25 protein-coding genes, 1 tRNA gene and 1 pseudogene are annotated in these 21,152 nt (G+C 35.2%); 7 read left to right on the top strand and 20 right to left on the bottom strand.

Annotated elements, in window-relative coordinates:
• Positions 1–47 precede the first annotated feature (47 nt).
• Positions 48–1,162 (bottom strand): annotated as a pseudogene (locus K6959_RS04410) (IS4 family transposase).
• Between the two features lie 322 nt (positions 1,163–1,484).
• Between K6959_RS04410 and K6959_RS04405 the strand changes: the two are divergent.
• The 3 genes from K6959_RS04405 (at position 1,485) to K6959_RS04395 (ending at position 3,817) form a co-directional block, all read left to right on the top strand.
• The gene (locus K6959_RS04405) at positions 1,485–1,706 is read left to right on the top strand and encodes a GNAT family N-acetyltransferase (protein WP_163240496.1); all 222 of its coding nucleotides are present in this window, start codon (positions 1,485–1,487) and stop codon (positions 1,704–1,706) included.
• A 424-nt stretch (positions 1,707–2,130) separates the two neighbouring features.
• The gene (locus K6959_RS04400) at positions 2,131–2,823 is read left to right on the top strand and encodes a peptidoglycan DD-metalloendopeptidase family protein (protein ID WP_163240498.1); all 693 of its coding nucleotides are present in this window, start codon (positions 2,131–2,133) and stop codon (positions 2,821–2,823) included.
• A 199-nt stretch (positions 2,824–3,022) separates the two neighbouring features.
• Positions 3,023–3,817 carry an arylamine N-acetyltransferase family protein gene (locus K6959_RS04395; RefSeq protein ID WP_163240500.1) on the top strand — a complete coding sequence of 265 codons (795 nt, stop codon included), beginning with the start codon at positions 3,023–3,025 and terminating at the stop codon, positions 3,815–3,817.
• 541 nt (positions 3,818–4,358) lie between these two features.
• Here K6959_RS04395 and K6959_RS04390 read toward each other — a convergent pair.
• The 5 genes from K6959_RS04390 to K6959_RS04370 all read right to left on the bottom strand — a co-directional run bounded on the left by K6959_RS04390 (position 4,359) and on the right by K6959_RS04370 (position 8,920).
• Positions 4,359–4,431, bottom strand: a tRNA-Val gene (locus K6959_RS04390).
• 147 nt (positions 4,432–4,578) lie between these two features.
• Complete coding sequence (locus K6959_RS04385; protein WP_163240502.1) at positions 4,579–6,540, bottom strand: TRAP transporter permease; 1,962 nt, start codon at positions 6,538–6,540, stop codon at positions 4,579–4,581.
• Positions 6,530–7,048 carry a DUF1850 domain-containing protein gene (locus K6959_RS04380; RefSeq protein ID WP_223087761.1) on the bottom strand — a complete coding sequence of 173 codons (519 nt, stop codon included), beginning with the start codon at positions 7,046–7,048 and terminating at the stop codon, positions 6,530–6,532. Before K6959_RS04380 ends, K6959_RS04385 begins: the two co-directional genes overlap by 11 nt.
• Before the next feature lie 162 nt (positions 7,049–7,210).
• Positions 7,211–8,200, bottom strand: a complete 990-nt coding sequence (locus K6959_RS04375) for a TAXI family TRAP transporter solute-binding subunit (RefSeq protein ID WP_223087759.1) — start codon at positions 8,198–8,200, stop codon at positions 7,211–7,213.
• 162 nt (positions 8,201–8,362) lie between these two features.
• Positions 8,363–8,920 (bottom strand): phosphatidylglycerophosphatase A family protein, encoded by a 558-nt coding sequence (locus K6959_RS04370; RefSeq protein WP_223087758.1) that lies wholly within the window; start codon positions 8,918–8,920, stop codon positions 8,363–8,365.
• Positions 8,921–10,068: 1,148 nt separating this feature from the next.
• Between K6959_RS04370 and K6959_RS04365 the strand changes: the two genes are divergently transcribed.
• From K6959_RS04365 to K6959_RS04355, 3 genes are all read left to right on the top strand, one after another.
• A complete protein-coding gene (locus K6959_RS04365) occupies positions 10,069–10,797 on the top strand; it encodes an alpha/beta hydrolase (RefSeq protein ID WP_163240510.1) in 729 nt (242 codons plus the stop codon).
• Positions 10,798–10,923: 126 nt separating this feature from the next.
• Positions 10,924–11,442, top strand: coding sequence for a YjcG family protein (locus K6959_RS04360; protein ID WP_163240512.1), 519 nt, complete (start codon positions 10,924–10,926; stop codon positions 11,440–11,442).
• The gene (locus K6959_RS04355; RefSeq protein ID WP_163240514.1) at positions 11,442–11,867 is read left to right on the top strand and encodes a GNAT family N-acetyltransferase; all 426 of its coding nucleotides are present in this window, start codon (positions 11,442–11,444) and stop codon (positions 11,865–11,867) included. Before K6959_RS04360 ends, K6959_RS04355 begins: the two co-directional genes overlap by 1 nt.
• 51 nt (positions 11,868–11,918) lie before the next feature.
• Here K6959_RS04355 and K6959_RS04350 read toward each other — a convergent pair whose 3' ends face one another.
• The 8 genes from K6959_RS04350 to K6959_RS04320 all read right to left on the bottom strand — a co-directional run bounded on the left by K6959_RS04350 (position 11,919) and on the right by K6959_RS04320 (position 15,698).
• Entirely contained in the window at positions 11,919–12,173 is a 255-nt protein-coding gene (locus K6959_RS04350) for a sporulation-specific transcription regulator SpoVIF (RefSeq protein ID WP_163240516.1), read from the bottom strand.
• A 233-nt stretch (positions 12,174–12,406) separates the two neighbouring features.
• A complete protein-coding gene (locus K6959_RS04345) occupies positions 12,407–12,526 on the bottom strand; it encodes a YjcZ family sporulation protein (RefSeq protein ID WP_163240518.1) in 120 nt (39 codons plus the stop codon).
• Between the two features lie 96 nt (positions 12,527–12,622).
• Positions 12,623–12,979 carry a stage V sporulation protein AE gene (spoVAE, locus tag K6959_RS04340; protein ID WP_223087756.1) on the bottom strand — a complete coding sequence of 119 codons (357 nt, stop codon included), beginning with the start codon at positions 12,977–12,979 and terminating at the stop codon, positions 12,623–12,625.
• Between the two features lie 36 nt (positions 12,980–13,015).
• Positions 13,016–14,032, bottom strand: a complete 1,017-nt coding sequence (spoVAD, locus tag K6959_RS04335; protein ID WP_223087755.1) for a stage V sporulation protein AD — start codon at positions 14,030–14,032, stop codon at positions 13,016–13,018.
• On the bottom strand, positions 14,033–14,488 hold the full coding sequence (gene spoVAC / locus K6959_RS04330; protein WP_218943910.1) for a stage V sporulation protein AC: 456 nt from the start codon (positions 14,486–14,488) through the stop codon (positions 14,033–14,035).
• A gap of 40 nt (positions 14,489–14,528) precedes the next feature.
• Positions 14,529–14,804: a hypothetical protein gene (locus K6959_RS18820; RefSeq protein WP_262421960.1), complete on the bottom strand. Its 276-nt coding sequence runs from the start codon at positions 14,802–14,804 to the stop codon at positions 14,529–14,531.
• A 43-nt stretch (positions 14,805–14,847) separates the two neighbouring features.
• On the bottom strand, positions 14,848–15,009 hold the full coding sequence (locus tag K6959_RS18815; protein ID WP_262421892.1) for a hypothetical protein: 162 nt from the start codon (positions 15,007–15,009) through the stop codon (positions 14,848–14,850).
• A 341-nt stretch (positions 15,010–15,350) separates the two neighbouring features.
• Complete coding sequence (locus K6959_RS04320) at positions 15,351–15,698, bottom strand: DUF1360 domain-containing protein (RefSeq protein WP_163240679.1); 348 nt, start codon at positions 15,696–15,698, stop codon at positions 15,351–15,353.
• Positions 15,699–15,852: 154 nt separating this feature from the next.
• Here K6959_RS04320 and K6959_RS04315 point away from each other — a divergent pair, with 154 nt between their 5' ends.
• Complete coding sequence (locus tag K6959_RS04315) at positions 15,853–16,353, top strand: CotY/CotZ family spore coat protein (protein WP_163240528.1); 501 nt, start codon at positions 15,853–15,855, stop codon at positions 16,351–16,353.
• Between the two features lie 47 nt (positions 16,354–16,400).
• On the opposite strand, the gene K6959_RS04310 is transcribed toward K6959_RS04315, so the two are convergent.
• From K6959_RS04310 to K6959_RS04285, 6 genes are all read right to left on the bottom strand, one after another.
• The gene (locus K6959_RS04310) at positions 16,401–16,922 is read right to left on the bottom strand and encodes a CotO family spore coat protein (RefSeq protein WP_223087753.1); all 522 of its coding nucleotides are present in this window, start codon (positions 16,920–16,922) and stop codon (positions 16,401–16,403) included.
• Positions 16,923–17,040: 118 nt separating this feature from the next.
• Positions 17,041–17,817, bottom strand: a complete 777-nt coding sequence (fabI, locus tag K6959_RS04305; protein WP_223087752.1) for an enoyl-ACP reductase FabI — start codon at positions 17,815–17,817, stop codon at positions 17,041–17,043.
• Positions 17,818–17,903: 86 nt separating this feature from the next.
• Positions 17,904–18,881: a sensor histidine kinase gene (locus K6959_RS04300; protein WP_163240534.1), complete on the bottom strand. Its 978-nt coding sequence runs from the start codon at positions 18,879–18,881 to the stop codon at positions 17,904–17,906.
• A gap of 29 nt (positions 18,882–18,910) precedes the next feature.
• A complete protein-coding gene (locus tag K6959_RS04295) occupies positions 18,911–19,597 on the bottom strand; it encodes a response regulator transcription factor (RefSeq protein ID WP_223087751.1) in 687 nt (228 codons plus the stop codon).
• A gap of 23 nt (positions 19,598–19,620) precedes the next feature.
• Complete coding sequence (locus K6959_RS04290; protein WP_223087749.1) at positions 19,621–20,094, bottom strand: FtsX-like permease family protein; 474 nt, start codon at positions 20,092–20,094, stop codon at positions 19,621–19,623.
• Between the two features lie 27 nt (positions 20,095–20,121).
• A complete protein-coding gene (locus tag K6959_RS04285; protein ID WP_223087748.1) occupies positions 20,122–21,123 on the bottom strand; it encodes a hypothetical protein in 1,002 nt (333 codons plus the stop codon).
• Between the last annotated feature and the right edge of the window lie 29 nt (positions 21,124–21,152).

Raw genomic sequence — 21,152 nt, 5'->3', positions numbered from 1 at the left:
CTTGGTAAAAATATACAATCGGACAAAGGGACAACGACAGTTAATAGCTAGGTGCTTGTTTTTTTTTCGAAACGACGGAGCCAAATGTATGCAGGCTTCCATATGGCTGCCTTTAACCAATGACTGATTCGAAGCAATGTTTTCTTGCTTTTCGTCTCCAGCTGGATGAGTACATGCAAACAGTAGGTAATGAGTGCCAGGTAAATTTGATTTTGTATCGCTGTTTCGCTCATACCATAAAAATGTTTGATCGCTACACTTGTTTCAGCCATTTGAAGAATAGCTCTATGGCCCAACGTGATCGATAGATTTCGCTAATTTCTTCCACATCCAGATCAAATCGGTTTGTGATTAAACGAAGGATGTTCCCTTTGGTATCCTCCACTTCAAGGAGGCGAAAAAGGTTCTCTGCCCGGCTTTGAGTCGTTCCGATGTAAACCATTTTGTCCGATAAAACAGTACAGTCATCAGGCAGAGAAAAGGATTCTACCTCACGAATAACAGCATTCTTCTTTAGTCTTGAAACAAAAAAATATCCGTCGTCAGTCATGCGGTCAAAACGTTCATAGTCGACGTATCCACGGTCAAACACATACATGGCTTCTTTGTCATCGACGAGAACTTCCAATTGATTTCTATCATGTTCTTTCGCTACTGTGATGGTTGCCTTTTCGGGGTAAACTGTGTCCTGATCCATGAAAACGAGCCGTAAATGAAGCTTCACGCCTGCTTTTGTTTTACGGAATTTTGCCCACTTGTAATTCGTTAAATTGAGTGGGAGTGTACTCGAATCAATGATTTTGAGTGGCATATTCCTTTTACTTTGATGGTGATGTCCTTGAATCTTAGTAACAAGATCCAAAAACAAAGTAGAAAGGATTTCTGGTTTTAGGTCATTCGTTTTTCGAGATAACTGCGACGCACTAATCGATTCAAATCCAAGTGTTTTCTGGAGATCCTCATCAAGTAAAGCATCACTGATAGCATGTAGACTTTCCAATTCGTGCAACTGGGCAAACAGTAAAAGCTTGATATACGCTTCTGTCGTTAATTTCTTTGTATAGTAATCCTGTTTAAGATGTTCAACTTGTTTTGAAAGCCTTTGAATATTTATGGGTGAAACCCATTTACCAAATGATGAAAGTAGTGTATTCTTGTCCATAACGGTAATCCTTTACTATTGGATTTGGACAGGAACCACCTGACCTCTCCATTGTAAAGGATTTTTTGTTGCCTAAACCGATAAATGTTGAATATTTCTAGTATTTTGAATTGCCATTTTTAATTAATGCAACGCTAGTGAAAAAATATGTAGAAAAAATTATGGATGGTGATGAAACAAGAGTTGATTTTGTGATCGTTCGTTAAGAAGATAATGAACCAATTGGCAAAGTTGTCTTAAATAAAATTTATAATCGCAATGCAAATATCCGTATTAGTGTTTTTGATATTCAATATGCTAATAAGGTTATGAAACCGAAGCGATGCGATTAATGCTAGATTACGGCTTTAGCAAACTTAATTTACATCGAATTGAACCCAGGGTATACGATCACAATGAACGTGGGATTTATGTGTATGAAAAACTTGGATTTAAAAAAGAAGGTGTTTTAAGAGAATATTTATTTAGTCATCGCCGTTATTACGACCTTATTATTATGAGTATGTTAGAAAATGAGTACAGGAAGAAGTATGTGACTAAATAAACTAACATTTTCCCTAATATGATACAAATTTTATAAAAAATGAGTCGTTACTAAATTGATTTCCGAAAGAATAGAAAACACAGTCAAGGCGCCGAGTAACGAAGCGTAAGTTATCGTCCATTAGCTTCAATAAAGATTGTGAATATTTGGAATTAGTCTGGAACGTCATACTAAATAGTATGGCGTTTTTTTATCAAACTCTTACATTCTGCTTCGACAAATTTTCCTATAATTTATAAAATTCCATTTAGTAGGTTCCTCATTTATCAATTCCATCCCATAAATTGATAAATCCCACTATTTACAATAAAATCAGTCGGTTTGTCTTAGTCTAAAATAAGACAAAGGTAACTAGAACATACGTTCCTTTACTGATATTATAATAAAGAACATATGTTCTATAAACTTGAAAGGGGGTTTTTAAATGAGCTTTATTATGCCGGCTGACGGACGAATATCAAGTGGCTTCAGAACACCCGATCGGCCTACTCATCACGGAATTGACATCGCTTGTCCAAAAGGTACCACTGTTAAAGCTTCTGCTAGTGGTGTTGTCTCTCGGGCTAACGGGGGATGTTACGAAGGGAATTTAAGCTGTAATGGGGGATATGGAAATCATATTTTTATTAAACATACAGTTAATGGGAAAGATTATGAGACAGTTTATGCTCACCTGCATTCCATAAATGTATCCGTCGGCCAAAGAGTGACTCAAGGGCAAAAGATTGGCGAAGTTGGTAATACTGGCCATTCATATGGTTATCACCTACATTTCGAACTTCATCAGCCTGTCTGGAACAGTAGTAAGAGTTATGCTTTAGATCCACTAAAATATATTACGAGTAGCGGGGAGGAGAAGAATATTTATATTACAATTGGCGACCGAGGCGAAGCAGTTAAAATTGTCCACTTTCAATTAGCAGCATTAGGATATATTCAACAGGCAAATAAAGAAAGAGATATTTACGATCAATGGACAGCTGATAAAGTTAAACAGTTCCAAATAGATCAGAAGTTACAAACGCAAAACGGTGTATACAACTACTATACAGCATCTTGCTTTGCAAAACTTCTTGAGAATTTTTACTACCACTGGTACCACTGTCCGAATAAATAATAGAAAAGCCCTTCGTTTTTTGAAGGGCTTTCACTACATATCACTTGCCAAATTCACTGGCTAAACTAGACAGAATAATAAAAGTTTATTAAAGTAAACAGAGAATGCTAATGTTAGAGCTTACTCCTATTTTTGAAGTCACTTAAAAAAATAATCTGCTTTATACAATAGGGTTTTATCCTAAAAAGGAGGAATAATATTGACCGAGCTGAATATATTATTTCGCAAAAGAATAGGCATTTCAGAAGATGAAAATATTGGATTTGAAAAACTAGAACACGTTCTTGAAAAAACAGCACAATCCATTCCTTTCGAAAATTTATGTATTATTGAGAATAAGACTTATGAAATCACGAAGGAGAACTTAATTAACAAAATATTAGTCAGAAATGAAGGAGGCCTTTGTTATGAACTAAATGCCATTTTTTATTTTTTTTTAATTGAAAATGGATTCAATGCATTCTTAGTTCGTGGGGGCGTTTATAATAATGAAACTCAAGCTTTTCAACAACTAGGAAGGACCCACGTCACGATTCTTGTTAATCATGAAGGGCAAACTTATTTAATTGATACAGGATTCGGAGGTAATTTACCGTTAAAACTTGTTCCTTTAACAGGAGAATCTGTAACCTCTAAAAATGGGGAATTTCGAATTAAAAAGGAGAATAGTGTACACGGAGACCATATTCTTGAAATGAAATTAAAACATAAAGATACAGATTGGAAAATAGGCTATGCCTTTGACTCCAGTAAACCTGTTGCAGATATATCCGAACTAAATGAGATCCAAACAATAATCTGTGAACATCCAAAATCCCCCTTTAATAAAAATCCTTTAATTTCGTTGTTTACAGATAGCGGAAAATTAATTTTAACAAATACCTCATTTACACAACGGATAGATGGAGTCATAACAAAAAATAAAATGAACAATAAGAAATTCAAAGAACTTGCGAAACAGCACTTTGGAATACAAAAGGATTCAGACTGTTAATAAACGCTTGCATTCTTTAAATAGTAAGCTTGAACTTAATGAATTTGATATTACAGCCTAACTTTGTGCATTCATTTTCGTTAGCTTTTTTCCTATCAACTCCATCCGCAACAACACCCGAGATTGGCCCAAATATAACTCTTGTAAAGCTCCTGCTACTATAGTAAAAATTTGGGCCTTAGCCTATCAAATTTAAAATATACTGAACTAGTATAAGCAAATACATTTTTCGTTAAACGTTCGATTAATACTTTTTTATCTAAAAGTATTTCATTTTGTCATACCTTTTTCCATGTCCTCCTCTTCCTAAGAATAGAAACATTTATTTTCCAAATCCTATACTATCTTTAAATTTAATCAATTCAGCTTCTTATTAATTACCAATTTCCATCATTGACAGGGTAGAGGTCGTTTAGAATGACGTATGAAATAATGATCGTTAGAAATTGAGCGCTATCTGCAGGTAGCCATTGTAAACGATGTCTATGGAATATAAAAAAAGCGGTAGAAACGTTTATATAACGCAATCTACCGCTTGCTATGATCTCGATTGGGCTCGAACCAACGACCTCTACCCTGTCAAGGTAGCGCTCTCCCAGCTGAGCTACGAGATCTTATTATGAAGACAATTATAAATATATTATTTTTTTTTGAATTTGTCAAGAGATATTTTGAATTTTTATTGATCATTGTCGCGATCATTTCTTCCTCATATGGGTAAGTCCGTAGAGAATCTCTTTTTCTCTACGGACCAATTAAAACTAGTTTGCTTGTGCTTCAGCTTTTGGTGTATCGTTTCGTTTAATAACAAATTGCATAACGAGTAAAGCGATAAATATTGCTAGACCGATCATATCAGAATATCCTCCAGGATAAATTAACAGTAAACCGCCTGCAATAGCAGCAAGTCTTTCCCATGCCATTAGTTTTCTAATCCATTGGCCAATGACGCCTGCCCCAATTGCTGTCATTCCCGCTAAAGCAGTTATGACAATCCAGACGATTTCACCCCATGATGCATCAATCATTAACAGTTCTGGCGATAAGACAAACATATATGGAATAATAAACGCCGCAATTGCAAGCTTGGCCGAGTTCACCCCGGTTCGAATCGGTTCCCCACCCGATACACCTGCTGCGGCAAATGCAGCTAAAGCAACTGGTGGAGTAATGTCAGCAATAATTCCAAAGTAGAATACAAACAAGTGTGCTGACAAGTCAGGCACGCCTAACTTAATAATAGCTGGTGCTGCGATTGTTGATGTAATTACATAGTTTGCTGTTGTTGGCGATCCCATTCCTAACACAAGGGCAGCTAGCATTGTTAGTATTAATGTTGGAATTAACAACCCGCCTGCTAAGTCAACTAAACCATTTGCAAGCTTTAAACCAAGTCCAGTTTTTGTAACAACTCCAACAATAATCCCTGCTGCTGCTGTCGCTGCAGCAACTCCAAGTGCAGTACGGGCACCGTCAACTAGTGCTAAAATCATATCTTTAAAACTAATTCTCGTATCCTTGCGAATAGCACTAATTAGAATTGTAATGAGTATCGACCATAATGCAGCACGCATTACACTCATTCCACTCATTAACAAAATAATGACCGCTAATATTGGTAGTAGGAGATAAATCTTTTTAAATACTTCTTTGCGATTAGGTATTTGTTCTTTCTTTAAGCCCCGTAAACCAACCCTTTTTGCTTCAAAATGTGTCATAATCCAAATCCCTGTAAAATAAAGCAAAGCTGGAATTGCAGCAGCTTTAGCAATATCCCAATATGTGATACCTCCACCGATAAATTCTACCATTAGGAAGGCCGCAGCTCCCATTATTGGCGGCATTAGCTGACCGCCTGTCGATGCAGCAGCTTCAACTGCTCCCGCAAAATCTTTGCGATAACCGAGCTTTTTCATCATTGGAATCGTATATGAACCTGAAGTTACAACGTTTGCAACAGAACTTCCACTAATTGTACCTTGTAATGCACTAGAAAAAATAGCAACCTTTGCCGGACCTCCAGTACTTCTTCCAGCGATTGCTACAGCCAAATCGTTAAAATATTGGCCAACCCCTGTTTTCACTAGAAATGCACCGAAAAGTAAAAACAGGAAGATAAAAGTAGACGACACCCCAAGTGGTGTACCAAGAATTCCGTCAGTAGTATAGAACATCGTTTGGACTAGACGATCTAACTCTAACCCACGGTGGGCAATAAATCCTGGCATGTAAGGTCCATAAATCGCATAAACCAAAAATAAACCTGCGATTATCGTAATAGGTAACCCAACAGCACGGCGAGTTGCTTCTAATACTAATAATATAGCAACTAATCCAACATAGAAATCAAGGTCAGTAATCCTGCCCGCACGATTGGCAAGTTCGTCCAACATAAGCGGCCAATAAGAACCTACCCCAACGGCTAATATTGCTAAAATGACATCAAACCAGTGAACCTTATGCTTAATCCCTTTTTTCTTTCGCGCAGGAAAAAGTAAAAAAATAAGTGCCAGCGCAAAACCTAAGTGAATGGAACGTTGTAATTGACTCGCTAATTGCCCGAAAATGGCTGTATAAAGCTGAAAAAGTGAAAATGACAAAAGACCTACAAAGACAATCTTCCCAAAGACTCCCTTGAGATGACGGGTACGGGCCTCTGGATCAAATTTCTCTAATAACTCTTGCTGCTCTTTTTGTGATAATGTTTCCCCCTTAGTGCTCAAGGATGTTCACTCCTTTCAATAGTTGTAAAATAGTAAGTTTTTCTCCTTTTATATGGACTAACGTCCCGGGTTTTATCGATTGAGCTAATGGATATTCTTTATTTTCATAAATAATCGTATGATTTGCTCGGACTTTCCCCGTCCTTAAAAAAATGGAAGGGAAAGTCCGCCTCATATTTTTAAGATAATATTTTCCGTCACTAACAATAAACTTTTCACCTTCCCCCCCCTCAGATGGCATCCCAATCGCAAAGTCCTCAAACATGAGTTCATATTGCATCATTTCATTGTTTTCTGTCATTTTATAGCTTTCGACTACATCTGAAAGGTGGATGGAGTGTGTATATTTAATTTGAAAGCTTTTTTCGTTTGAAAAAGGAATGTAAGCTATCACTTCATCAGTATTTTCATACTTGAATACGAGCGCTTCCTTTATTGGAATGAAAATAAAAATAGAAATGGACAAAATAAAAAGGGGTATCAGAAAGAGAAGCTTTCTTTTTAACATATAAACCCCACCTGAAAAAATATTTATTACATAATAAGATTTATACTATTCTAAACAGTTCAAAAATAGCCGTTATCGTTAAATGATACAAATAAAAAACCGGCCTGAGGATAAAACCAGGCCTCTCGACCGGTCAAACTCTTATTCAACTTAAAAAGGCCTTTACTTAACTCCCTTTTCATCAAAGTATTTTTGTGCACCAGGATGTACATCAATTCCAAGCCCTGTTAAAGCATTTTCAGCCTTAATTAATTTACCTTTATCGTGGCTAATTTCATCTGTGTTTTCAAAAATGGCCTTAGTCACTTTGTATACTAAATCTTCAGAAAGATCGTCTCTAACTACGAGCATTGCTTGAACTGCAACCGTATTAACTGTCTCTTTTAAACCATAAGTGCCAGAAGGAACTTCTTCTTCAGAATAATAAGGGTATTTTTCAATCAATTCTTTGATTTTATCTTCTGCAATTGGAACAATTACTACCTTTTCAGTAGCAGCTAAACCTTCGACAGCACCAGTAGGTGTTCCCGCTGTAACAAAAGCAGCATCGATTGCACCGTCTTGAATACCGTTAACTGACTCATCGAAAGAAAGATTTTGCGGTTTAAAATCTTTCATTGTAATCCCATGAATTTCAAGAATTTGTTCAGCATTTGCATACGTTCCAGATCCAGGTGCACCAACAGACACCTTTTTGCCTTTTAAATCTTCGACAGTTTTAATGCCTGACTTTTCTGTCGTAACAATTTGAATTGTTTCAGGATATAGAGCGCCGATTGCTACTACATTATCAACCTTGTCATCTTCGAACATAAGCTTGCCATCTTTTGCATAAGAAGCAATGTCAGTTTGTGTAAAACCAATTTTTGCATCGCCATCTTTTAATGTATTCATATTTTCAGCAGATGCACCAGAAACTTCTGAGTTTGTTTGAACCCCAACTTCATCAGAAATTAATTTAGCAAAAGCACCGCCAAGCGGGTAGTAAGTCCCACCAGTTCCACCCGTAACGATACTCATAAAATCTAAGTCATCACTAGCACCTTTGTCTTTATCTTTTGCTTTATCTTCTTTATTCCCTCCACAGGCAGATAAAACCATTGAAAACGTTAACAGTAAAATCATTGCGAAAAGAAATTTTTTCCTCTTCATAAAATTTCCCCCTTTTTTATTAACATGATACTTTTCGAATTTTATTCTAACATAATCATTTAGACTATTGTCAATATGTTTTGAAAAAATTGAAATACGATTGAAACTATTCACAGCTTCGATCTTCATTTATTTTGCTGAAAATAATAGTTTTTTAACCTTTTAGCCAATTAATTCTTCTTCTTCATTAATAATTGTTTTATCTTTCGTTAGAGAGTCTTCTTCATCGCGCATTTTGTGGGCAATACGTGAAGATGCTGTGGCAGCGATACTTGCCACAATATCATCAAGGAATGTATGAACACTGCCTCCTTTTTTCGTATCTAGTTTCTTAATGATTCCAAGTTTATTTTTATCTAAATGACCGAAAGTTGTTACTGCTATACTTCCATAGCCGAGTGCTGCTCCTAACGCAATCGTTTCATCTACTCCAAATAATCCTTCATCCGATTCGATAATTGTTTGTAGCGGTTCAGACAGTTTTTTTTGTTCTGCAAGGCGATCTAACTCTACCCCTACTAAAATTGCATGTTGTATTTCTCGTTTCAATAAAACCTTTTCAACACTTTCCACACAATCAGCCAATGTTAATGTGTTATTATAAGGCGACTGCATATCATAAACGATTTCCCCGATCGCTTCAAGCGGAACACCCCTATCCTCTAACGCTTGTCTTGCAGCGATTGTCACCTTCTTACTATGAACGTGTCGACGTGCCATCCAACTCTCTCCCTTAATTCATGTTTTTAATAATGATTACGCCTATTATATTATATATCAAATGTTTTTGGGTAAATTCAGAGAAAAATATAACCTAGCTTATAAACAAAGTCAATAAGTCTCTCCACTATTGTTTGTAAATCGAGCAAAATTCCGCCAGTTAGTAAGCAAAATTTGTGTTCCGCACAGACTATCTCCTTCTTCACCTTACAAGAACGGTTTAGTTGGTGAAAAAGAAGCCAAAATGATAAAAAAGGAGCGATGAGAATTTTATCAATGTTCCCTATATCTCTCAAAAGCACAAGTTGTCTAAATCGCTAGCGGTTTTATGCCTGGCGTTTAATATTTTTTATCATTATTAGCTTCTGTGCGCCCATTTGTATACGGTGTTTTATTAGTTTTTTTACTATAATGTGATAAGATGCAAAAGGGCTACTCTATGCTAGCTGTACGATTCTATTAATAATCGGTAAAAGTCTCTGAAAATTCCTTTAGGAAATAGCCATAGGCAAGCATTTGTATTTCCAACAACTCATTCAATCTTGACTGATATTTCACTTCTATACTATTCACGATTCGCTTGATAATCATGAATGAGAAATTAACATTCTTAAGTAATAGAGTGCTTATTCTCAGCTTCACTGTTCAAAATCACTCCCTACTCTTCTGATAATTCCCCACCAAATTAGCTTAAAAACAAAGTAAAATAAAAAAAATTTGCTATAAACCCAAACAAATGAAATGATAAGCCGTGTTGCCAATAAGTGAAAGTCTCTGTAGGGATTCCAAAAAGATAGAAAAATCCATTGCTACTCCCTCTGGGGATAAATGACAGTACTACTGTTACGATCAGGCTAATAATATATAACCTCTTCTTAACTGTATCCAGCTTGCTCTTAGAACCAAAAATATTGAAGACGATAAATCCAATGACTAGTAGAAACATAAACACCTCGACTACGGCCACTTAATACACCTCATTTCAGATCAAACTTTTCATTATTTTAACATGAGTGGTATATAAAAGTTGGAATATCAATAATACTTCGAAGAGTGCGAACCTTTGGGAAGTTTAAATATAACCTTACATATCCTTAACATAAATATGTTAGAATTATAAAAAAAGATTGAATTACGGAGGATGTACGATGAATCATATTCCAAGAGGCTCGGTAAATGAAATACCAATTTTCAGCACATCTCTTAACGAGAAAATAGACCTTCTCGTTTATTTACCAGCTCATTATTCGCCAATATACAAATATTCGTTATTAATCGCTCAAGATGGACGGGATTATTTTCAGCTTGGCAGAATTGCCCGTTTTGCTGATGAACTTCACCATAATCAAGAGATTGAAAATGTTATCATTGTAGGAATTCCTTATCAAAATGTAGTCGATCGGCGTAAAAAGTATCATCCGAATGGAGAAAAAAACGAAAATTATATTCGCTTTCTAGCACATGAGCTAGTTCCATTTCTTGAAGAGCGATTCCCTACTTATCATGTAGGAATGGGACGAGCACTTGTTGGTGATTCACTTGCAGGAACCGTTTCCTTGCTTGCAGCTATTCATTATCCTCATACGTTTGGCAAAGTAATTCTCCAGTCTCCTTACGTAAATGAAGATGTTCTAAATAAAGTGGCGGCGTTTTCTGATCCACATTTATTAAATATTTATCATGTTTTTGGTAAAAATGAAACAGAAGTAAAACTAACAACAGGAGTTACAGAAAACTTTGTTGAACCAAACCGAAAGCTAGCTAACCTTTTTCAACAACGAGAATATTCGTTGTTTTCTGAGGAGTTTTTTGGAAACCATACATGGACATATTGGCAACCAGATTTAAAACGTGCATTAAAGCACATGTTTTCATGAGTCGAAAGTCATAAAGGAGAAAATATCATACATCAAATAAGATTATTTGTTATAATAATTTGAAAATAGCTAAGCAAGATATACCAAAGTATGTTTTAAAAGATAAAAAAACTGGAGGTAATGTCTATGAAATTAGGTATTGTCATTTTCCCATCAAAAAAGCTACAAGATTTTGCTAATTCTTACCGCAAACGCTATGATCCGCATTATGCACTTATTCCGCCTCATATAACTCTTAAAGCTCCTTTCGAGGCTACAGAGGAGCAGGCAAAAGAATTGGCGGATAAACTTCTTAAGTTCGGTGAAGAACACAAACCGTTTTCGTTAAATGCTTATAAAATTAGTTCATTTCAACCTGTCAATAATGTCATTTATATTAAAATTAACCATTCGGATGAGTTAGAATCTTTACATGAAGACTTGCACAGATTTACTGATAGTACACCAGAATATGCGTTCATCCCTCATATCACAATTGGTCAAAACCTTTCAAATGACGAACATTCAGATATTTATGGCCAGTTAAAAATGGTAAAAGTAAATGTTGAAGAGGAAATCGTTGATCGTTTCCACCTCCTCTACCAGCTTGAAAATGGTTCATGGACCGTTTATGAAACCATTCGACTCGGGAAGGAAGAAAAGTAGTGCACGTACAAATTGCTTCGACTGAAAAAGAACTGAATGATGCGTTTTCGATTCGAAAAATTGTCTTTGTAAACGAACAAAATGTATCGCCCGAAGAAGAATTTGATCAATTTGAAGGAAATTGTACCCACTTTGTTCTTTATGATGACACACTGCCAATAGGAGCGGGACGTCTTCGAATGATAGACGAATACGGAAAAATTGAGAGACTCTGTATTTTAAAGGAAAACCGCAAATGCGGGGCTGGAAAAATAATCATGAGCAAAATTGAAGAATTTGCAAAACATCAACAAGTTAATAAAGTAAAATTAAATGCTCAAAAGCACGCTATTCCTTTTTACACACGATTAGGTTATCAAATTATTTCCGATGAGTTTCTCGAAGCTGGAATCATTCATAGAACGATGGAAAAAATGCTTGATTAAAAGTAAAGAAGGAGCAGCTTTGTGTTATTGCACAGCGCTGCTCCATGTTTTTTATTTTTTATTAATCATATTAGCGATTGTATTAAAGTCAAGCTTTTTCCCATTGCTAACAATCGAATTTACAATTTTGTCTTCTGTTTCTTTATCTACCTTTTTCTTTGCTATTTGTGACACTCTTCTAATTACGTTGCGAACTGTTTTCTCGTCTTGGAAATTAGCATTTTGCAATGAATTGGCCAGTTCAAATACTTCTTTCATATTTACGCCTGTTTTCTTTTCAATATTTTGAAAAAATTTATTATCCATATTTTATAATTTGCCTCCTTTTTTAACTACTTTTAGTTTATGAAAGGAGGTAAAAAAGGTGATACGTTCTCAAAAAAGTGGATTAAAAATGGCGGTTTTCAGAAAGTTATAACTGTTCTATTCGTTTCCGTCCCGTGCTGCACATCTTAACTAGACTGAAAACATTTTTTCTTAATATATTGACTTTATCTACAAACTACAATGCCGTTTCCAACGAAACGGCATTTTTTTAATTAGAACCAACTTGCGCCAACAATAATGAGTAAAATAAATAATACGACAATTAAAACAAATGATGAACCACCGTAACCACCGCCGTAGCCGTAGTAACCACCAAAGCAACCAAAGCCCATATAGTGTCACCTCACTTTTAAATTATTCACTTATAACATATGTGAAGTAACTTTAATCTGCGTGGGCAGGCCTCCTATTGAAAGCCCTTTTGTCATTTATCCCTTTGATTTAAAAAATAATGCCCCTATAAAACCGAAAACGATTGCGGCTGAAATCCCTGAACTTGTCACTTCAAACATTCCTGTCAAGACACCAACAATGCCATGCCGTTCAGCCTCATGTAACGCCCCATGCACTAATGAATTGCCAAAACTAGTGATCGGAATCGTTGCACCTGCGCCCGCAAAATCAATGAGCGGTTCGTATAGCCCTAATCCATCAAGAACTGCGCCGATGACAACAAATAAACTAAGCGTATGCGCGGGCGTTAATTTTACTACATCAAACATGATTTGACCAATCATACATATAAATCCACCAACAACAAAAACCCAAAAGAACATCGCTATCATTTATTTCTCTCCTTTCTGTCTAAGTCTAAACTTGGGTTATGGCATCTCAATTGATACTGCATGAGCAATACAGGGAATGCTTTCATTTTGTTGATATGTTAATGGAGATAATAGAGCACCTGTTGCAACAAATAAAATTCGCTTATAAACGCCTTTTTTCATTTCATTTAATAAATGACCATACATTACTGTAGCAGAACTTGCTGCCCCACTGCCACCGGACTGTACTGGTTGATCATCCCGGTAAATCATTATCCCACAGTCTTTATACTGATCTTCTTTTATATCCAGCCCACTGCTTTGTAATAGATCTAAAGCGACACGGTAACCAATTTTACCTAGATCTCCGGTAACAATTAAATCATAATAAGAAGGATCTCTTTGCATATCACGAAAATGAGCTGTAATTGTATCAACAGCAGCTGGGGCCATCGCCCCACCCATATTAAATGGATCAGTAAGCCCCATATCAACCACTCTTCCTATTGTTGCGCTAGTTGTAACTGGATGGTTTCCAGCTAGGCTAGCCTCATTTGTTAAGAGAGCAACACCTGCTCCAGTTACTGTCCACTGTGCAGTTGGGGGTTTTTGTGCTCCATATTCAGTTGGGTATCTAAACTGTCTTTCCGCCGCTGCATTATGACTAGATGCGCCAGTTAAAATGTATTTAGCGCCTTGGTAATTAATTAAAAATGATGCTAGTGCTAGTCCTTCGGCAGATGTAGAACAGGCACTGAATATTCCTAAATAAGGAATTTGAACTGTTCTTGCAGCAAAACTAGTTGGGGTAATTTGATTAATCAAATCGCCGGCAATTAAAAATTGTACGTCTTCTTTTGCAAGATTTCCTTTTTTTAATGCAACTTCAATTGCGTCTTCTATTAATATTCGATGTGCCTTTTCATATGAATCTTGTTCCATCCAAAGATCTTTATGAAGAATATCAAAATCATCAGCTAAATTCCCATTTGCTTCAAAAGGACCACCAGACACACCAGTTGAAATAATTGCGGGGCGGTTTTGAAAAACCCATGTTTGATGTCCACGCAGCATTTAAAAGCCTCCCCATTGAATAAAGATTGTTTTAACTAAAGCTACAACAAAGGCAGAAAAGACTCCAAATAAAATAACTGAACCTGCAAGTTTAAACATATTTCCGCCAACACCTAAAACAAAACCTTCTGTTCGGTGCTCAATCGCTGCAGAAACAATCGCATTTCCAAATCCTGTAACAGGAACTGCACTGCCTGCGCCTGCGAATTGCCCTAAACGATCGTATACACCAAACCCCGTTAACAGCATTGAGATAAATACCATTGTTGCTACAGTCGGATTACCTGCAGTTTGCTCCGTAAAATTAAAAAAGTATATATAAAAATATGTAATTGCTTGTCCGATGAGACATATCAAACCCCCGACAAAAAATGCTTTTATACAATTTTTTAATACAGGTCGTTTTATCTCATGAGTTTGCTCTATTTTTTTGTACTTTTGCTGTTGTGGTGTCATTGTTTGCTTTTGCTTGTTCCCCACGATATTAACTCCTTTCTTAAGTTAATTCTTTCGTCATTTTTATCAATGTTTTTAATCGTTTACTTGCTTTTTTTTCATCATAGTCGGCATCTTTCATTTTTTCATTCATTTTTACCGCTTCAAGAAAAACTTTATAATCACTTGATACAGTAAATTTCTCTTTAGGGAACTGTTTTTTAAATTGATTCTTTACACTCTTTTCTAATTTTTTCATTTGAAAGCGATATAAATGTTTTACTTTATAAGCAACAAGAATTTGACTATCTCCTTTTACAATTGCAACATCGTAAATTTGCTTTTTAGATAAAACGGTTTCCTTTATTTTTTCAGCTATTTCAGCGTCCTTGTATGTTGTTTTTTTTTTTCACGACTGTTGGTGAAGGATCGGTTGTTTTAATTAATGCAAGTCTGCTTTCATCGTCTTCCTTTTGCTGACAGCCTGTAAATATAAACGTTAAAATGAGTATTACACTAAAATGCCGTACACATTTTATCATTTTAATTTTCCTTCCTATGTAAATTTAAACTCATTTCATATTGTCCACGAACATGATTGTTTTTATGAGAAAAAACAAATGGAAATTCATTGAAAACCTCTTATTTTGAATATGGGGAAAATCTCTATTAATACCTAGCGCCACAATGACGCTAGGTGCTTTAAAATTGGGGCTTAAACTTTCGCAGAATGGTTCTAGCTTCACTAGAAGTTCGATTTCTTTTTCTTTAAACTTTTTTTCCCGCATCCGCAGCTTTTCTTTACCTTTTTCGGACGGTTTTTAGACTTCTTTTTCACATCGATCCCACCCCGTTTTGTCATGATTTATGATAAATATTTCACCTAATATATCCATACTTGAATAATTGATTCGATAATTGATGCTAAACCTGCAATTGCTAACACAATTAGCAAGGGCGAAACGAAAGCTGGAAATAGCCAATAAAAAAAATAAATTCCTGTAGCTGACCATATCCCGACACACCAATAGCAGCTGATCAATTCGCCGATAAAACCTTTTAATCCTTTTTCTTTCGGTTCAAAATATATTTCTTTTTCACCATTTTCCGCTTCTTCCTCAACTATCACCATAAAAGGAGCTCTTACAATATCGAAGATCTTATCATAAACGACAAGCCGTGTTAATCGGAAACATGCTAAAGAGAGAAGGAGAAAATCGAAAAAGGTCATATTGTCCACCACGCTCACCTCGGTTCTGCTGTGAATTTTCAAAAATAGTACAGCCTAATTTCCTTAATAAAAGGCGTTTGTCCGTTACTTTCCTCCTGATCTAACAATATGTTAATAGTGTAAAAACACAAATGATTTAAGGAGGAAAATAACAATGTCTTGTGGAAAAAAACCTGATACTCATCATAAAGAAAAAGGTTGCGTATGTGAAGTCGTTCGTGCAATTAAAGATATTCAAGAAAGTGTAGTGGAAGAATGTCCAGAATGTCCTACTAGTTGTTTTCTTGAGCCACTTGGAGCGCTAGTTTCACCAGGGAAAAAACATCGTGTTGATACGCGTGTATTTATTTTAAAAAACGCAGATGGTTCCCCATTTCATGCATTCTTTAAGGGGACTAGTGAAGCATGTGTATCAATCTTCTTCCGCGTAGAAGAAATATTTGATACATGTTGCGCAACACTTCGCGTTCTCATCCCAAAATCGTCAAATAATGAAATAGTCAATCTCGTTTCAGATACAAATCCTTGCTGTATCGATCTTACCCAAGTTTGTCAAGTAGATCATTTTAGAAAAAGCGATGACTGCGTTACAGTTGATTTAAATTGTTTCTGTGCGATTCAATGTATTGCTGATGTCAATCTTAATATTTGTTAATCAATTTCTTCGGAGACCAGTCTTTGACAGACTGGTTTTTTCACACTTTATTTATATCCAATCATTTTGACTTCAAGTAATTCTGAAACAGCAATAGTTGCTTCTGTTTTGTCGTAAAGCTTAATTGTTACTGTTTTTTTATCGTCATATTGTACTAAAAATCCTTTATAAGTTCTTTCTTTTGTTTTAAATAAACATGGTACGGATGGAAGTTGTTTTGGAAAATTAGCTAAATACTGTACTCGTTCTTCTAAACCCATCTCTTTAAATGATTTTACTCGTTGAAAAGGAGATGTTTTGTTAGTCGAAATCACTTCTTCCTCATTTTCTAACTGATCTACTCGGATTTCTTCTTCAACAGGAAGAGTTCGAATCGATGTTTGATTTCTTAATCCCTTGCCGCCCCTTTTTTTAATTTTTCTGACCGATTTATTGTTGTTGTTTTTTTCATCATGTTTTTTTGCCCGTTTTGATGAATAAGTTTCTTGCATATTTAATTTAGGTTGTTTAAAAGTAGGTTGATCGATATATAATAACGGTTTTTTCACTTCTTTTTTTTCTTTAAACAATTTGTGCACCTCACTCACTTTTTTATTTATATGTATGCACTAATTTCTGAGACGTTTCTTTTCTGACAATAAAAAAACCCTGATTGAACAATAAATTAAAGTTCAATCAGGGAAATCATTATCTCGCCAAAATGTGGTATCCTGAGTCAACGTGAATATTTTCTCCTGTAATTCCTCGAGAAAGATCACTAAATAAAAACAGTGCTGCATCGCCCACTTCCTCTTGCGTCGTCGTTCTTCTTAAAGGGGCACGTTCTTCAATTTCTTTTAAAATCGAGTTAAAATCGCTAACACCCTTTGCAGATAACGTTCGAATTGGACCAGCAGAAACAGAATTAACACGAATGCCAAGCTGACCGAGATCATTCGCTAAATATTTAACACTCGCATCAAGGGAAGCCTTTGCGACACCCATTACATTATAGTTTGTTACAACTCGCTCACCACCTAAATATGTCAGTGTAACAATACTGCCGCCGTCTGCCATTAAATCCTTTGCTTCCTTTGCGACAGCAGTAAGAGAGTATGAGCTAATATTATGTGCGAGTAAAAAGCCGTCACGTGTCGTATTCATATAATCACCTTGCAGCTCTTCCTTATTTGCAAATGCTATACAATGTGCGATTCCATGAATTGTCCCCACTTCATCCTTAATTGTAGAAAAACATTTCGCTACTTCTTCATCGCTTGTTACATTACATGGTAAAATGAGAGATTCATCCCCTTCTAAAGTTGCGGCCAATTCACGTACGCTTTTTTTTAGTCTTTCACCAGCGTATGTAAAAATTAGCCGTGCACCTGCCTTATGTAAAGAACGGGCAATCCCCCAAGCAATACTGCGTTTATTTGCAACGCCCATTACGACTACTGTTTTTCCTTTTAATGAAACTGTCATGAGGAAACCTCCTATATATTATTACAAGATATTAGTACCTAGTACTAATATTAATCATACACAAACTTTAATGAATTGAAAAGATTTTATTGATCTTTATCATAAATAAAACGGACTGTTGTTCCTTTTCTCTCTTCTGAATCAATTTGAAAATCAAGATCAAGCTTTGAAACGATTTCAGAGACGAAATAAAGTCCCATTCCCGTTGACTCTTTATAATTTCTTCCATTTTCGCCCGTGAAAAACGGGCGCTTTATTCGTTTTAAATCTTCTTTTCTTATTCCAATTCCTTTATCAATAATCTCAATGGTAATTTTTTTATCATCCTCTTTAGCATAAAAATATATTTTATCGTGATAACCTTTTGAATAGCGGACAGCATTTACAATTACTTGTCCTATTGCAAATTGAAGCCATTTTACATCAGTATACATTGTCAGTTGATGTGAAATATGATTTTCCGGAAACACACCATTCACGATAAATAACCGCTTATGATCGCTAATTACTTTATTCACTAATTGATTAACATTCGCTTTCTCTATTTTAAAATCAGCCTCAAACACATCAAGTCGCGAAGCATGAAGAACCATTTGCAAACCCGTTTCTAACCGATTCAACTCTTTTCGAATTTGCCAAATAAACTCTTCCTCCTGCTCGGCTGTTAATAAATCAATGACAGATAACGGTGCCTTCATTTGATGTACCCATTGATTCATAAAAAAAGCATGCTCTTTACGTTTCTTTTTTAAATCTTCAATTTCAATATCTGATAATCCTTTTTGGGTTTGAAGATATTTTTTCACAGCTGACTGGAGCGCTGTCATCTCAGGTAGCTCATTAACCTCCGCCACCCGTCCTTGTGCTAGAATACGATAAAATTTACTGTGCCGATAAAATAGAATAATTAAAAAAGCGGTGAGTAGAAATAATCCAAGAAATAACGCATATAAAACTGTAGATAATTGGTGATAACCATCAAGCCAAAATACAGACACAACAGTTAGAAAAGAGATGATGCTAAATAAAATAAATGGGACGTGCTCCTTTAAAAACAGCTTCATAAATTCACCTCAAATTTTTCAACACTTTTTCATGGTGCAAATATATACCCTTTGCCACGAATTGTTTCGATGACATGATCAAGACCAATTTCTTCAAATTTTTTACGCAGTCTCGAAATATTTACATTTAACGTATTTTCATCAACAAAATGTTGGTCATCCCATATTTTATCGAGCATGCTTTCTCTAGTCACTACTTTTGAATGACGCTCCATTAATAAACGCAAAAGCAGGCATTCTTTATGTGTCAACAAAACAGTTCGATCTTTATATTTTACTTCAAGGCGTTCATCGTCTAAAAAGACTCCATTTACTTCAATGATTCGATCTTTTTCTTTAGTGGAATATTCACCATAGGCTCTTCGCAAATGACTTTTAATTTTTGCAATCACAATATCGTAATAAAACGGTTTCGTAATAAAGTCATCAGCCCCGTTTTCAAGTGCGTATATTTGATCAATCTCACTCGTTCTAGCGGAAATAAAAATAATTGGACATAAAGAGGTATTCCGAATTTGTCTGCACCAATAATAGCCGTCAAATTTAGGCAGATTCACATCCATTAATACTAAATGAGGCTGTATATGATGAAAGATTTGCAAAACTTCATTAAAATCTGTTACTTTAACACCTTTGTAGCCGTATTTTTCAATATGATTACATAATAAAGAAGCAATCGCTTCATCATCTTCAACAACCAATATTTTTTCTTCCATTGCCAAGCCCCCTTACGATTACCTTAACTTTGAATTCCTTTCAGTAATTTACGATAGTATACACGACGAATGAAGAAATAGTAAATCGTATGAACTGTCAAAAATCCTGCAATAACAATCGTTATTTCCTTCATAATAGAAACTTCATGAAGACTTTGAAGCGCTTTAAAGGCAAATATACTATGAATAATTGCAACTGCGATTGGAAAATAAAACAAAGCTGCTGTTTTTTTTGTAAAAATTTGTTTTAACTCTTTTTCTGCTAACCCAATATGCCTTAATATGTTAAAACGTTCCTGATCTTCTGGAAGGTCTGCATAAAGTCGAAAATACAAAAAACTACCTGCTGTAATAAAAAAGACAGCACCTACCAAAACTCCGATAAATATCATCATTTTATACACTTTCATTTCGTTCATATAATTATAGCCGGCTGACAAAAACAAAAAAGTATTTTCTTGAATCTCGCCATTTTGTCGATCAAACTCTTTATGCAATGAAACTCCTATTTTATCTGTTTTTTTTCAATCTTCTACTTTAAATCCGATAAATTCGTTAATCGTTGAAGGTAAATCATTAAAAACAGTTGAATCAACAACGATAATGTTAGAACCTAGAATAAACGCTGGAAAAATCGGGCCTTCAGTTTTACCGGTTAATGTTATCGGGCGATTAAATCCTTCTAAATAAATTTCTCTAACTGAAGAATCTAAATAGTTCGTATACCAAATAGATGGTGGAACGAGCATTCCCTCTCCATTTTTTAAATGAAGCGGCTTTAGCCCTATTAATAAAGCAGCTTGATTATAACGGTCAACGTTCAACACTGTAACTATACTCCCGCTATTCAAACTTTTTATTTTTTTTCCTTGCAAAATAACTTTTTTATAGGGAAGATTTTCTTTTATCAAGTCTCTTTCAATGATTCCTACATGTTTAGCTGCTAGCTGTTGATCATGAAAATTTGCATAGCCAACAGCAAATGGATAATTCATTTCAAAATATTTCGTTTGTGCCGTTAACGACGCTAATGTTCCAACTGCACAAAACGCTACAGTGGATATAATTGAAACTAGAAAAAACATTCTAGCATTGTCTTTAAGTTTAAAAGCTAAATCGGAAAAAAATATTAAATTTGTTTTTTTCAGCAATAAACGCTTCTTTCTTTTTAACAGTTTGATCATAAAAATACTCCATTGTGTAAACAAAAAATAAGTCGAAATAACGACCATCCCAATGACTGGGAACATTCGGTATGCAATCGTATCACCATTGGCTGTAGCTGCTAAATAATAAGCAAAAATGAGCAGCAAAAAACTTCCGATTGAGATCATCTTCGAACTGCTCGGTTCATTTTTTTGTCTTATTTGTCTGCTTAACATATGAATTAAGCGATTTTTTTTTACAAATATTGTCGCAAACAATGAGTTGATCATAAACAATAGTAAAAAAAAAACAGCAGTTAAAATAATCGCTTTTATTGGGATATAAAAGCGTAACGGCTCTATCCCCATTAATGTAGACAAAAGCAATAAAAACCATTTAGCAAAAACGA

The organism is Bacillus aquiflavi (assembly GCF_019915265.1).
Taxonomy (GTDB): domain Bacteria; phylum Bacillota; class Bacilli; order Bacillales; family Cytobacillaceae; genus Bacillus_BT; species Bacillus_BT aquiflavi.
This window is presented reverse-complemented; position numbering and strand designations above follow the sequence as displayed.